This window comes from Inquilinus limosus DSM 16000 (assembly GCF_000423185.1).
In the GTDB taxonomy this organism is placed as follows: Bacteria; Pseudomonadota; Alphaproteobacteria; order DSM-16000; family Inquilinaceae; genus Inquilinus; species Inquilinus limosus.
On sequence record NZ_AUHM01000013.1, the window covers coordinates 18,649 to 31,555 of the forward strand.

The window sequence follows — 12,907 nt, forward strand, 5'->3', positions numbered from 1 at the left end:
CGCCTGGATGGCCACGCCCCTTCGGGGCTCGCCATCTAGCCGCGGCCCAGATGCGGGCTCTCGAAACCGAGGATGCGCAGGCCGCGCTGCACGTCCGGGTCGCTCATGAACAGCCGCCACAAGAGGCCGCTGCGGTGGTTCTCGATCATCGCCACGATCGGCCCCTGGTCAATGGCGAGGTAGGTGTCGGCCACCCAGCCGGCCTGCTCGGAGAAGGCGTCGACGAAGCCGTACCGGTCCCAGATCCGGTCGCCCAGCTTTTCGTAGAAGTGCCGCAGCGCCCGCATCGAGTGCTCCGGCGTATAGGGCATGCTGGACAGGGCCGCGGTCGGGGTGATGACGCCGAGGTCGTTGTCCGGCGCATGGGCCGAGTAGCCGCCCGGGGTGTCGCTGGCGGTCAGGCCCCAGCAGTCAGGGCCATAGCCCTTGAAGCCGTTCGGGTTGCGGACGCAGTGCTCGTAGTTGATCAGCGTGTGCCGGCGGTTCTGCTCCCAGTAGTCGGCGTACTGGTCCTTCAGGCCGCGCGGGTCGAGGCCGAGGAAGGAGTAGTGGGTGAAGAACAGCGGCCCGCCATAGGGCATGCCCAGCGGCAGCTCGATGCCGTAGTAGCTGCGCTGGCCCAGGAACCAGCGGCCGACGGCCCAGCCCCGGTGATAGACCTCGGCGTCGATGGCGTGGCGGGGCGAAGCCGCGGCCAGCACATAGGCGATCAGGCACTCGTTCCAGCCGCGGATCTCATGGCCCATGCCCCAGCCGTTGTTGGCCCCCCAGTGCCAGTACAGGACGTTCAGGCCGCCGCGCGTGTACCAATTCCACTCGGTCTCGTTCCACAGCCAGCCGATATGGTTGCGCAGCTCGGTCTCGGCGGCGGTGTCGCGGTCGAAGTAGCGGCGGGCGCAGAGCAGCCCCTGGAACAGGAAGGCGGTCTCCACCAGGTCGCCGCCGTCGTCCTTGCGGCTGAACGGCACGGTGGCGCCGGTCCGGCCGTCGAGGAAATGCGGGAACACGCCGTGATGCGAGGTGGTGCGCTCGAGATGGCGCACGATCGTCATCAGCCGCTCGACCGCCGCGCCGCGCTCGATCCAGCCGCGTTCGGCCGCGACGATGATGGCCATGATGCCGAAGCCCGAACCGCCGGTCGTCACCGTGTCGTTCGGCGCCTTGCCCGCACGGTCCGTGCGGTCCGGGATCAGGCCGCTGACCGGGTGCGCCGCCTCCCAGAAGAAGCGGAAGGTCCGGCGCTGCACGAGATCGAGCAGGTCGCCGTCCGACAGCGCCGCGGCCCCCTTCTTCGGAGCGCGGCGGGTCGCAGCAGGCCGTTTCGTCATTCCATCGGGTCTCGGTGGTGGAGCAGGGGGGCGAAGCCGGCGGAGGAGGGGATCGCCCGCCGGGGCGGCCGGCCGATCTGGATCCGGCGCTCGCCCGTGACCTCGTCGGTCAGGTGCAGCCGCAGGACGCGGGTGTAGAAGCCGTTCTTGACCTCGCGCCGGGCGATGGTGATCACCGCTGTCTCCGGCAGCTCCTGCTCGAAGATCGACATCGCGGTCTTCCGCCGCTCCTCGTCCAGCGCGTCGACCATCTCGTCGATGAACACCCATTGCGGCTTGTGCAGCAGCAGCCGGGCGAAGGTCAGGGTCTGCAGCTCGTCGCTGGTCAGCTCCTTGTCCCAGTTCCTGACCTGATCGAGCGAGATCTCGTGATGCCCCATCTCGGTGCGCCTCAGCGCGGCGCAGATCTGCTCGTCGGTGAAGCCGGCGGAGTCCTGCGGATAGGTCAGGGCGTCGCGCAGGCGGCCCGGCGGCAGGTAGGGCCGCTGCGGCAGGAACATCGTCTTCGCCTCCGGCGGCACCAGGATCCGCCCTGTGCCCCAGGGCCACAGCCCGGCGAAGGCGCGGAACAGCGTGCTCTTGCCGCCGCCGGTGCGGCCGACGATCAGGACGCGCTCGCCCGGCCGGATCTCGACCTTCTCGTCGTCCAGCACCGCGAGGCCGCCGGCGGAGAGCACGCCCAGCTTCTCGAAGCCCAGCGTGTCGGCCGGGCCTTCGGCGAACTCGATCTTGCGCGGCTCGCCGTTCAGCGTCTCGAGCCGGATCAGGGCCTCGCGGAAGGTCATCACCCGCAGCAGCGTCGCGCGCCAGTCGGCGATGCTGCTGAAATTGTCGACGAACCAGCGCAGCGCCTGCTGCACCTGGATGAAGGCGCCGACCGCCATCATCAGCTCGCCGAAGGTCAGGTCGCCGCCGAAATAACCGGGCGAGGCGACCAGGATCGGGGCGACGATGGTGAACCAGCCGTAGCCGGCGGTGACCCAGGTCAGGTTGGTGACGGCGCGGACATAGCGCCCCATCACCGCGAGGATGCGGTCGAGATCGAGGTCGAGGCGCCGCCGCTCATCGGCCTCGCCGCCGTCGAGGGTGATGCCGTCGACATGCTCGTTGACCCGGACCAGGGCCGAGCGCAGATCGGCCTCGCGGGCGTAGCGCTCGGCGTTGATGTCGATCAGCGGCCGGCCGACGCGCCAGCTGACCCAGGACGCCGCAGCGGCGTAGAGCAGGGCGCACCACACCATGTAGCCCGGGATCGACAACGCCATCCCGTCCAGCCTGAGGACGATGCCCTCCGACAGGACCCACAGCACGCCGACGAAGCTGATCAGCAGCAGGGTCGACTGCAGCAGGCCGATGCCGAGATCGGTCGACAGCTCGGTCAGGTGGCGCGTGTCCTCATGGATCCGCTGGTCCGGGTTCTCGCCGATCTCGCCCGCGCCTGCCAGGCGGAAGGCACGCTTGGGCTTCAGCCATTCGGTGAACAGGTCGCGGGTCAGGCCCTCCCGCAGCCGGACCTTGAGCGTCTGGTTGAGCCAGGCCTGGGCGACATTGAGCGCCAGCAGCACGCCGGCGATGACGGCGAAGACCATGAGCTGATGGAAGAAGCCCATCAGGCTCTTCTGCGCCAGCGCGTCGTAGAAGGGCTGGTTCCAGGCGTTGAGCCGGATCTGCGATGCCGCGGTCAGGCCGACGACGATGACGATACCGACGACGAGGACCAGGATCCGCTTCCAGCCGGGCGACGCCCGCAGCGTCCGGAACAGAGTCAGGAGCTGAGAAGGAAGAGTCTGGCTGGCGATCGATTGATCGTGTCCAGCCGTCTTGCGCGACGCCTCGGGCGCCTGTGCCATTGAACCTGTCCGTTCCCTACCGCTTCTTGCGCTCCCCTTCGGGATGCTTGCGTCAATCATACCCTTATAGGTGATGTCGGTCGTGCATCGAATCGAGAGGCCAGCATTTGTGCGGGTTTGCGCGCCCATCACGACACGGCTCCCGTGTCCGTGGCGGCGCGGCCGCGCCAGACTCGGCGAGGAAGCCCCCTGATCCCGATCGATGGCCGGCCGGTAGCGCCCCGCATCAAAACGGCAGGAAAAATCGTCCTCCACTCATTCACATCGGCAATCATCCCGCTTTCGATATTCCTTGTCTTCGAAACAAAATGACCGTTGCATTGAACAAATGACTGTAAAATCCACCGAAAGGTGGAGCCTTCAATAAAACGATAACACAGACCTCCAGCTGATCCTCCATCAATATCGGGTGAAGCCGGCGAAACGAAGGCGAGATCGCCACATTGTCGAATATTGCGGGATTCCGGCCATCGCCATGGGCGCTCCGGCGCAAACCGCAGCGCGGTTCGGCCGAGCGATGGCATAGGGATGTGAAGCACGGCATCCATGTTCTGATGGAAGCATGGGCGCCGAGCCCGCGCTGTGACGACCGTAACAGGCCGCCTCGCCGCGCTTCGGTGCCTTTCATTGCCGGCGCGTCCGAATATCGACCCGCCATTGCGGGCGCGCCTCAACCCATGCGCGCGCAGGCGCGTCCCCCGGCAGGGCGGCGGGGAGGGCGGAAGGCTGCGGCGTGGATGAAGGGCGGCAAGCGGCCGGGGCGCCGCGCTCAGCGGCCCTCCGGCGTCAGCTTTCGGACGGGCCGAGCGGCGCCTCCGCGCCGGGGGCGGCCGCCTCCCAGGCCGGCGACGAATAGCCGGGAGGGTAGCGGCGCCGCGGCTGCGGCCCGCCCTCGTCCCAGATCTCGTCCATGGTCTTGAACGGGCCGGACGGGTCGAAGCAGGGCAGGACCAGCTCCGGCCGGATGTTCATCTCGCGGCAGAGGCGGATGACGATCTCCTCGATCGGGTGCTCGGCCAAGTCCAGGGCGGCGTCGATCTCCGGGTCGTAGAGCATCCGGCCGAGGACCGCGGCCGAGACATAGACGACATCGTCGGCCTCCATGTCGCCGTCGGCGGCGGCCATGGACCAAGCGACGAGGCGCTGCACCTGCTGTCGCCTCCGGGACTTGGCTTCGCCGCGGGCGCGGGCTTCGGCGGCGGCCTTGTCGGCGGCCTCGCGGCGCTTCTGGGCGAGATGGGCCTTGATCGCCAGGGTGCGGCGGACGCCGCGGTCGAGGCGGTCGAGGGCGAGCTCGAGGGTCCTGGCGCGGTCGGTGTCGTTGGCCTTGATCGCGGCCAGCGCCTGCAACTGCATGGCCTCGGCGCGCTCCATCGCCATCTCGTCGCCGATCCTGCGCCGGACGCTCACGCCTGTAATGACGATTCTGGCTCTCCGACGTCAGAACCCGACGCGGTCGCCGCCCTTCAGCTCCAGCATCTCGCGGGCTTCGTCCGGCGAGGCGATCTCGAGGCCCAACCCTTCGATGATTTGGCGGGCGAGGCGGACCTGCTGGGCGTTCGATTCCGCCAGCTTGCCGGGGCCGGCCCAGAGCGAATCCTCCAGTCCGACGCGGACATTGCCGCCCATCGCCGCCGCCATCGCCGCGATCGGCAGCTGGTTGCGCCCGGCGCCGAGCACCGACCAGCGGTACTGGTCGCCGAACAGCCGGTCGGCGGTGCGCTTCATGTGCATCACGTCCTCCGGATGCGGGCCGATGCCGCCGAGGATGCCGAACACGGTCTGGACGAAGAGCGGCGGCTTCACCAGGCCGCGCTCCAGGAAGTGGTGCAGGTTGTAGAGATGGGCAGTGTCGTAGCATTCGAACTCGAAGCGGATGCCGTCGTCGCCCAGCGTCCGCAGGATGAACTCGATATCCTTGAAGCTGTTGCGGAACACCAGGTCGCGCGAGGCCTCCAGCGCCTCCGGCTCCCAGGCGTGCCTGAACTCCTTGAACCGGTTGAGCATGGGAAACAGGCCGAAATTCATCGACCCCATGTTCAGCGACGCCACCTCCGGCTTGAAGGTCTGGGCCGGCAGGATGCGCTCCTCCACCCGCATCCAGGGGGCGCCGCCGGTGGTCAGGTTGACCACGCAGCTGGAACGCTGCTTGATCACCTTGAGGAAGGGCTCGAAGGCCTGCGAGGTCTGGTCGGGCTTGCCGGTTTCCGGGTCGCGGGCGTGCAGATGGACGATGGCGGCCCCGGCCTCGGCCGCGCCGATCGCCGCCTCGGCGATCTCCTCGGCGGTCACCGGCAGGTGGGGCGACATCGACGGGGTGTGGATCGCCCCGGTGACGGCGCAGGTGATGACGATCTTGCGGCTCTTGGCCATCGGGCAGTCCTCTGGTTCAGGATTCGGTCGGGGCGCCGGGTTGCGCCGCCTTGTGCGCCTTCAGCGCCGCCAGGCGGCGGTCGCGCCAGGCGCTGCGGGCGGCCAGCCGGGCGGCATCCGGGGTTTCGCCCCAGGCGGCCAGCAGGCGGGCGACGGTGGGGCCGTCCCACACCTCCGGCTTCGCCGGGTCGGCGGCGAGGCGGCGGTAGAAGCCGGTGTAGCGGGCGCAGTAGTCGGGGATGCCACCCGGCGCGTTCAGCTCGATGGTGGCGAAGGGGCCGAGGAAGGACCAGCGCAGGCCCAGCCCGGCCGCGATGGTCTTATCGAGGTCCTGCGGGCTGACCACGCCGTCGCCGACCAGCCGGAAGGCCTCGGCCAGCAACGCGCCCTGCAGGCGGTTCAGCACGAAGCCGTCGACCTCGCGGTTGACCGTCACCGGCTCCTGCCCGACGGCGCTGTAGATCCGCCGCGCCCGCTCGATGGTTTCGGGCGCGGTCCAGGGCGCGCCGCACAGCTCCACCACCGGCACCAGATGCGGCGGGTTCACCGGATGGGCGACCAGGCACCGGTCGCGGCCGGCCAGGCCCTCGGTGAAGCGCGAGGCGACGATGGCCGAGGTGGAGGAGGCGAGAATCGCGTCGCGCGGCGCCAGCCGGTCCAGCTCGGCGAAGGCCGCGCGCTTGATCCCGAGCTCCTCGGGCAGGTTCTCCTGCACCAGATCGACGTCGGCGACCGCCTCGGCGAGGGACCCGGCAATGCGGACCCGCGCCGCGGCGCCGGCCGGATCGCCGACCAGGCCGTGGCCCGCGAGATCCGTCAGCCCTTCGGCGATCAGCCCCGGCGCGGCCTCCAGCGCGGCGGCGCTGGCGTCGGTCAGCCGCACCTGCCAGCCGGCGGCGGCGAAGACAATCGCCCAGGACCGGCCGATCAGCCCGGTGCCGATGATCGCGACGGTCGGCATGCGTTCCTTCCTTTCACAGCCAGAGCACCTTGCGGCGCAGGTCGAGGTCGTCGCGCAGCGCCTGCGACGGGCCGGCATGGATCACCCGGCCGCGCTCCAGCGCCACGGTACGATCGGACAGGGCGAGGGCCAGGTCCAGATTGTGGTCGACGATGACGATCGAGAGGTCGCGGCGCAGCCGGTCGAAGCTCTCGAACAGCTGCTCGACCACCGCCGGGGCCAGCCCCTCGAACGGCTCGTCCAGCAGCAGCACGCGGACGTCGCCGGACAAGGCGCGGGCCACCGCCACCATCTGCTGCTCGCCGCCGGAGAGATAGTCGGCCGGGGTGTGCAGCCGCTCCCGGATCCGCGGGAAATACTCGAAGATCCGGTCGAGGTCCCAATGCGCGCCATGGCCGTTGCGCCGCTGTGACCGGCCGAGGCCGAGATTCTCGGCCACCGTCATGCCGGCGAACAGGCCGCGCCCCTGCGGCACGTAGCCGATGCCCAGCCGCGCGATCGCGGCCGGCGGCAGACCGGCGATCTCGGCGCCGTCGAGCTTGATGCTGCCGGAGGCAGGCGGGGCGATGCCGATCAGGGTCTTCAGCAGGGTCGACTTGCCGGCGCCGTTGCGGCCCAGCAGGGCCACGATCTCGTGCCGGTGCACGGCGAAGGCGACATCGGCCAGGATGTGGCTCTTGCCGTAGAAGGTATTGATGCCCTCCAGGCCCAACAGCGTCTCGGGCTCGGCGGCACTGGGCCGCGGCTTCGCCGCCACCGCGGCGGCGCCCGAGCCGATATAGACCTCCTGCACCCGGGGGTCGCCGCGGGCGTCCTCGACCGTGCCGTCGACCAGCACCCGGCCCTCGTTCATCACCGTGACCGCGTCGGCGATCTGGAAGACGCGGTCGAGGTCGTGCTCGACCAGCAGCACCGGGATGTCGGCCGAGATGTGCTTGACGATGTCGCCGACGCGCTGCCGCTCCGCCGCTGCCAGCCCGGCCAGAGGCTCGTCGAGCAGCAGCAGGCGGGGGCGGGTGGCGAGCGCCAGCCCCATGTCGAGCAGGCGCTGCCCGCCATAGGACAGGGTGCCGGCCTCGGCCCGCTCGATCCCCGCCAGGCCGAGATAGCGCAGCAGCTCCGCGGTCTCGGCCTCGATCTCCGGGATCGCCCGGGCGGCGCGCCAGGGGGCGAAGCGCTGCGGATGCCGCGCCTGGACCGCCAGCCGCAGATTCTCCTCGATGCTCAGCGCCGGGAACAGGTTGGTGATCTGGAACGACCGGCCGATGCCGGCGGCGCAGATCCGCTCCGGCGCCAGGCCGGCGATGTCGCGGCCCTTGAGCGTGACGCCGCCGGCATCGGGCGTGAACATGCCGGAGAGCAGGTTGAACGCCGTGGTCTTGCCGGCGCCGTTCGGTCCGATCAGGGCGTGCAGCGACCGGTCGCGCACGGCGATGTCGACGCCCTCCACCGCGCGGATGCCGCCGAAATGCTTGGCGAGGCCCGAGGCGACGAGGACCGGCCCGTCGCCGTGGTCGGCCGGGCGCAGGAACTCGGGCAGCGCGCCCGCAACTCCCGCCTGCCGGCCCGCCATGGCGGCGGCTTCCGCCGGCGGCGGGCGGAGCGTCGCCAGGATGCGTCCGGCGATGCCGACCAGGCCGGTCGGCGAGAACAGGATGAAGCCGACGAAGAGCAGCCCGAACCACAGCAGCCAGTCCGGCGTCCAGATCGACAGGAACTCGCGGAACAGGATGAAGAACAGCGCCCCCAGTGCCGGCCCCAGGAAGCTGCGCATGCCGCCGATCACGACCATGGCCAGCAGCTCGCCGGAGAAGGCGATCGACAGCGGGTCGGCCGAGGCGAAGCGGTGGTTGAACACCGACATCACCCCGGCGAGGCCGGTGATGCCGGCCGACAGGACGAAGCCCAGCAGCTTGCAGCGGGTGGTCGGATAGCCGATGAAGCGCGCCCGCTGCTCGTTCTCGCGGATCGCGACCAGGACGGTGCCGGCCGGCGAGGCGTGGAAGCGCCGCAGCGCGACGACCACGGCGAAGCCGACCGCGGCGACGGCGGCGTAGTAGGCCCAGGCGTCGTCGAGGCTGAGGCCCAGAAGCGTGCCGCGCTGCAGCCCGCCGAGGCCGTTCTCGCCGCCGGTCAGGGCGGTCCAGCGGAAGGCGACGGCGTAAAGCAGGGCGGTCAGCGCCAGGGTCAGCAGCGAGAAATAGACGCCGCGCCGCCGCAGCACGAGGACGCCGGCTGCGGCCGCGGCGACCAGGACGAAGGCGACGGCGAACACGCCGGGCAGCACGATCCCGCCCGGGAACCAGTGCAGCTGCGCCAGGGCCGCGGCATAGGCGGCGAGGCCGAACCAGGCGCCATGGCCGAAGGAGACGAGGCCGGTCCGTCCCACAAGGATGTTCAGCCCCAGGCAGGCGGTGGCGAAGACCACCACGTCGATCGCCGAGGTCAGGGTGAGGCCGACCGCCAGCAGCAGCCAGGGCAGCAGCACCAGCCCGAGCGCAGCGGTGACGAGGACGAGGCTGTCCTTGCGCTTGCTCATCCCGGTCGTCCTCACTCGAAGCGCAGGATGCGCTCGCCGAACAGGCCGCGCGGGCGCAGCAGCAGGACGAGCGCCATCAGCGCATAGACCGCGGCTTCGGCGGCGGAGGGGTAGACCGTCACCATCACCCCGCGCAGCGCGCCGACGATCAGTGCGGCCAGGACGACGCCCCAGAAGGAGCCGAGCCCGCCGATGACCACGACGACGAAGGCCCCGGTCAGGATCTCGGCGCCCATGGCGGGATGGACGCCGGCGATCGGCGCCAGCATCACCCCGGCCAGGGCCGCCAGGCCGACGCCGAGGAAGACCACGGCGCCCATATAGGGGGCCAGCGAGATGCCCAGCGCCCCGACCATGTCGGGGTTCTGCACCCCGGCGCGCACCACCCGGCCGAAGGCGGTGCGCTGCAGCAGCCACCACAGCGCCGCGACGATCACCACGACGCCGGCCAGGATGGTCAGCCGGTAGCGCGACAGCACGAAATCGCCGAGGAAGAACTGGCCGCGCAGCGCCCGCGGGATGCTGTAGGGCAGGGGCGCTGCGCCGAAGGCCATGCGCAGCAGCTGCTCGATCACCATGGCCAGGCCGAAGGTCAGCAGCAGCGACAGGATCGGGTCGGCCCGGTAGAAGCGGCGGAACAGGAAGCGCTCCAGCAGCAGGCCCAAAAGCCCGACCGCCACCGGGGCCGCGACCAGCGACCCGCCATAGCCGATGCTGGGCGTCAGCGACACCGCCAGATAGGCACCGATGGCATAGAAGGCGCCATGGGCCAGGTTGACGATGCCGCCGAGGCTGAAGATCAGCGACAGGCCCAGCGCGATCAGCAGGGTGATCGCGCCGGTGAAGAGGCCGTTGACGATCTGCTCTGTGAGAAGGGCAACGAACACGGCGCGGCGGACCTTACGCCGGCATCGTGCAAGCGGCTTCTTCTTCCGTCGGCGCGATCGCCTCCAGCGGCTCCTCCGGGCCCGGGACCGGCGGCGAGGAGGTGAAGATGTCCCACTGGTTCTCCACCTCGTCCGGCGGCAGCGCCGTGATGGCGTAGAGCTCGGTCATCAGCTGGTGGTCGCGGGCGCGGAAATAGCCCTCGCGCGTCTTCATCACGTCGAACTTGGCGCCCTTCTCGAGGTATTCCACGATCGCGGGGCTGTCGGCCGACTTGGTCTCGGTAATGGCGCGGGCCAGGATCTTCAGCGCGTTGTAGTCGCCCCAGGCCTGGTTCTCCGGCGGCTTGCCGTACTTCTTGCTGAAAGCCTCGACGAAGGCCTTCGAGGCCGGCGTGTCGACCTTGTGGTGCCAGAGCGACGGCCAGGTGCCGAGGAAATTGCCCTCGCCGGCGCCCCAGGCGACCGCGGTGTCGAAGCCGAAGCCGGCCACCGGGAAGGACAGGCCGTATTCGGCGTATTGCTTGATGAAATTGGTGATCTGGTTGCCGGCCAGGTTGGAGATCACGAGGTCCGGCGCGGCCTGCCGCATCTTCAGGAGATAGGCGGAAAAGTCGGTGGCGTCGGTCGGTACCAGCTCGTCGGCCGCGAACTCCCCGCCGTTCTGCTCCATGAAGCGCTTGGCGACCTTCAGGAGGTCGTGGCCGAAGGCGTAGTCGGCGGTCAGCGAATACCAGCGCTTGCCCTTGACCAGCCCGTTCTGCAGCAGCGCCCGGCCGACCGACTTCACATACATCGAGTTGGCGCCCTCGACATGGAACATGAAGCGCTTGCAGTCGGCGCCGCGCAGCGCGTCGGAGTTGCAGCCGGTGTTGAAGAACAGGGTCCTGCTGCGCTGCGCCACCTGGGAGATGGCGAGGCCGGAGGCGGAGGAGATCTCGCCGATGATCGCCGCCACCTTGTCGCGCTCGACCAGCCGCTCGGCCTTGGCCGAGGCGGTCTGCGGGTTGACCGAATCCTCGATGATCAGCTCGATCGGCCGGCCCAGCACGCCACCGGCGGCGTTGATCTCCTCAGCCGCGAGCTGCACCGCCATCACGGCGTATTCGCCGAGCGGGCCGAGGAAGCCGGTGCGCGGCGTCAGATGGCCGATGCGCAGCGCGTCCGCCTGGGCGCGGACGATGGCCGGCATGCCGATGGCGGCGACGGCGGCGGTGGACGCGGCGCCCCGCAGCAGGGCACGGCGGGTGAAGCGCAAATCTCCAGGCATAGGATCCTCCCTCGTCAGACGCCGGCTTGGCGCGGTCTTCGTCCGTTCGAGCCACGGCCGGACGGGTCTGCGCCCTCCTTGCCGTGATCTGTGATCACAGTTAGGCTGGACGAAATCGGGAGGCTTGTCGAGTCCCGGAAGGAGTTAAGCTGAAGGATGAGCACGGGGCTGGCCGGCATGGCGCGGATCGAGCGGGTGACGCTCGGCGAGCGCGCCTATGAGGCGCTGCGTGAGCTGCTGCTCTCCGGCGCCGTGGCCCCGGGCGAGAAGCTGTCGCTGCGCAGCGTGGCGGCGACGCTCGGCGTCTCGATCATGCCGGTGCGCGAGGCGGTGACCCGGCTGGTGGCCGACGATGCCCTGGCGGTGCTGCCGAACCGGGCGGTCACCGTGCCGGTGATGACCCGCGCCAAGTTCCGCGAGCTGACCACCGTCCGCCTCGCCATCGAGGGCTTCGCCGCCGAGCAGGCGGCGGCCAACCGGTCCGAGGCCGATCTGGCCGGGATCCGCCGGCTGGACGAGGCGTTCCGGCGCGAGGTCAAGGCGCCCGAGGCGGACGCGATCGCAGCGCTGCGGCTGAACAAGGAGCTGCATTTCGCCATCTATGCCGCGACCGGCCTGCCGTCGCTGGTCGCCATCATCGAAGGGCTCTGGCTCAAGGTCGGGCCGGTGATCAACCTGGACCTCAAATCCTCGACCGAGCGACTCGTCGACGGCGGGGCGGAGGGGTTCCACGCCGATTGCGTCGCGGCGATCGCGGCGCGGGACGGGCCGGCGGCCCGGGCGGCGCTGACCGCGGATATCGAGAACGCCGCCCGCTTCATCGCGGCGACGGGAAGGCTGCCGGACTGAAACAACGAGGAGGAGAACGCCATGGATCTCGGCATCAAGGGCCTGCGCGTCCTGGTCACCGCCGGCGCGTCCGGCATCGGGCGGGAGATCACCCGCGCCTTCGTGGAGGAGGGGGCGCGGGTGCATGTGTCGGACGTCGACGCGGCGGCGCTCGACACGCTGGCGGCGGAGCGCCCGGCGATCACCGCGACCGCGGCCGACATGTCCGACCGCGCGGCGGTGGCCCGGCTGTTCGACGAGGCATTGGCGGCCCTGGGCGGGCTGGACTGCCTGGTCAACAATGTCGGCATCGCCGGCCCGACCGGCCGGGTCGACCAGATCGATCCGGAGGAATGGGACCGGACGCTGGCGGTCAACATCACCGGCCAGTTCAACTGCACCCGTCTGGCCGTGCCGCATCTGGCGAAGAGCGGCAACGCCAGCATCATCAACCTGTCGTCCTCGGCCGGGCGGCTGGGCTTCCCGCTGCGCTCACCCTATGCCGCGTCGAAATGGGCGGTGGTCGGCTTCACCAAGTCGCTGTCGATGGAGCTCGGGCCCCTCGGCATCCGGGTCAACGCGATCCAGCCCGGCATCGTCGAAGGCGACCGCATCCGCCGGGTCTTCGCGGCCAAGGCGGCGCAGCGCGGCATCACGCCGGAGGAGATGCAGGCGCAGGCCCTGGCCCAGGCCTCGATCCGGGAGCTGATCCAGCCGCGCCAGCTGGCCGACCAGATCCTGCTGCTGGCCTCGCCACGCGGCCGCACCATCTCCGGCCAGGCGATCAGCATCTGCGGCGACCTGCAGTCGCTGGCCTGACGATCGAAGTGTCTGCCCGGCCCTGATCTTCTGCCGGCAGGGGCTTTTCAGATCT

General features: G+C 70.1%; 10 protein-coding genes. 2 read left to right on the plus strand and 8 right to left on the minus strand.

What is annotated here, in order from left to right:
- Nucleotides 1-35 precede the first annotated feature (35 nt).
- The 8 genes from G537_RS0113440 to G537_RS0113475 form a co-directional block, all read right to left on the minus strand.
- Nucleotides 36-1,328 carry a glucoamylase family protein gene (locus tag G537_RS0113440; protein ID WP_026870566.1) on the minus strand — a complete coding sequence of 431 codons (1,293 nt, stop codon included), beginning with the start codon at nucleotides 1,326-1,328 and terminating at the stop codon, nucleotides 36-38.
- Nucleotides 1,325-3,178, minus strand: coding sequence for an ABC transporter ATP-binding protein/permease (locus G537_RS0113445; protein WP_026870567.1), 1,854 nt, complete (start codon nucleotides 3,176-3,178; stop codon nucleotides 1,325-1,327). Before G537_RS0113445 ends, G537_RS0113440 begins: the two co-directional genes overlap by 4 nt.
- Nucleotides 3,179-3,964: 786 nt before the next feature.
- Nucleotides 3,965-4,558 (minus strand): hypothetical protein, encoded by a 594-nt coding sequence (locus G537_RS0113450; protein ID WP_155888608.1) that lies wholly within the window; start codon nucleotides 4,556-4,558, stop codon nucleotides 3,965-3,967.
- Between the two features lie 60 nt (nucleotides 4,559-4,618).
- Complete coding sequence (gene kce / locus G537_RS0113455; RefSeq protein ID WP_026870569.1) at nucleotides 4,619-5,551, minus strand: 3,5-dioxohexanoate:acetyl-CoA acetone transferase; 933 nt, start codon at nucleotides 5,549-5,551, stop codon at nucleotides 4,619-4,621.
- A gap of 16 nt (nucleotides 5,552-5,567) precedes the next feature.
- On the minus strand, nucleotides 5,568-6,512 hold the full coding sequence (locus G537_RS0113460) for a 3-hydroxyacyl-CoA dehydrogenase (protein ID WP_026870570.1): 945 nt from the start codon (nucleotides 6,510-6,512) through the stop codon (nucleotides 5,568-5,570).
- A 13-nt stretch (nucleotides 6,513-6,525) separates the two neighbouring features.
- Nucleotides 6,526-9,051: a branched-chain amino acid ABC transporter ATP-binding protein/permease gene (locus G537_RS0113465; protein ID WP_034851648.1), complete on the minus strand. Its 2,526-nt coding sequence runs from the start codon at nucleotides 9,049-9,051 to the stop codon at nucleotides 6,526-6,528.
- An 11-nt stretch (nucleotides 9,052-9,062) separates the two neighbouring features.
- The gene (locus G537_RS0113470; protein ID WP_026870572.1) at nucleotides 9,063-9,938 is read right to left on the minus strand and encodes a branched-chain amino acid ABC transporter permease; all 876 of its coding nucleotides are present in this window, start codon (nucleotides 9,936-9,938) and stop codon (nucleotides 9,063-9,065) included.
- A 13-nt stretch (nucleotides 9,939-9,951) separates the two neighbouring features.
- Nucleotides 9,952-11,205 carry an ABC transporter substrate-binding protein gene (locus tag G537_RS0113475; protein ID WP_026870573.1) on the minus strand — a complete coding sequence of 418 codons (1,254 nt, stop codon included), beginning with the start codon at nucleotides 11,203-11,205 and terminating at the stop codon, nucleotides 9,952-9,954.
- Nucleotides 11,206-11,361: 156 nt separating this feature from the next.
- On the opposite strand from G537_RS0113475, the gene G537_RS0113480 reads away from it, so the two are divergent.
- Both G537_RS0113480 and G537_RS0113485 read left to right on the plus strand, forming a co-directional pair.
- On the plus strand, nucleotides 11,362-12,054 hold the full coding sequence (locus G537_RS0113480; RefSeq protein ID WP_026870574.1) for a GntR family transcriptional regulator: 693 nt from the start codon (nucleotides 11,362-11,364) through the stop codon (nucleotides 12,052-12,054).
- Between the two features lie 21 nt (nucleotides 12,055-12,075).
- A complete protein-coding gene (locus G537_RS0113485) occupies nucleotides 12,076-12,852 on the plus strand; it encodes an SDR family oxidoreductase (RefSeq protein WP_026870575.1) in 777 nt (258 codons plus the stop codon).
- Nucleotides 12,853-12,907: the final 55 nt, after the last annotated feature.

Coding starts and splice junctions, on each gene's coding strand:
- G537_RS0113480 (WP_026870574.1), top strand. CDS start 11,362: ATGAGCACGGGGCTGGCCGGCATGGCGCGGATCGAGCGGGTGACGCTC.
- G537_RS0113485 (WP_026870575.1), top strand. CDS start 12,076: ATGGATCTCGGCATCAAGGGCCTGCGCGTCCTGGTCACCGCCGGCGCG.
- kce (WP_026870569.1), bottom strand. CDS start 5,551: ATGGCCAAGAGCCGCAAGATCGTCATCACCTGCGCCGTCACCGGGGCG.
- G537_RS0113460 (WP_026870570.1), bottom strand. CDS start 6,512: ATGCCGACCGTCGCGATCATCGGCACCGGGCTGATCGGCCGGTCCTGG.
- G537_RS0113450 (WP_155888608.1), bottom strand. CDS start 4,558: ATGGCGATGGAGCGCGCCGAGGCCATGCAGTTGCAGGCGCTGGCCGCG.
- G537_RS0113445 (WP_026870567.1), bottom strand. CDS start 3,178: ATGGCACAGGCGCCCGAGGCGTCGCGCAAGACGGCTGGACACGATCAA.
- G537_RS0113440 (WP_026870566.1), bottom strand. CDS start 1,328: ATGACGAAACGGCCTGCTGCGACCCGCCGCGCTCCGAAGAAGGGGGCC.
- G537_RS0113475 (WP_026870573.1), bottom strand. CDS start 11,205: ATGCCTGGAGATTTGCGCTTCACCCGCCGTGCCCTGCTGCGGGGCGCC.
- G537_RS0113465 (WP_034851648.1), bottom strand. CDS start 9,051: ATGAGCAAGCGCAAGGACAGCCTCGTCCTCGTCACCGCTGCGCTCGGG.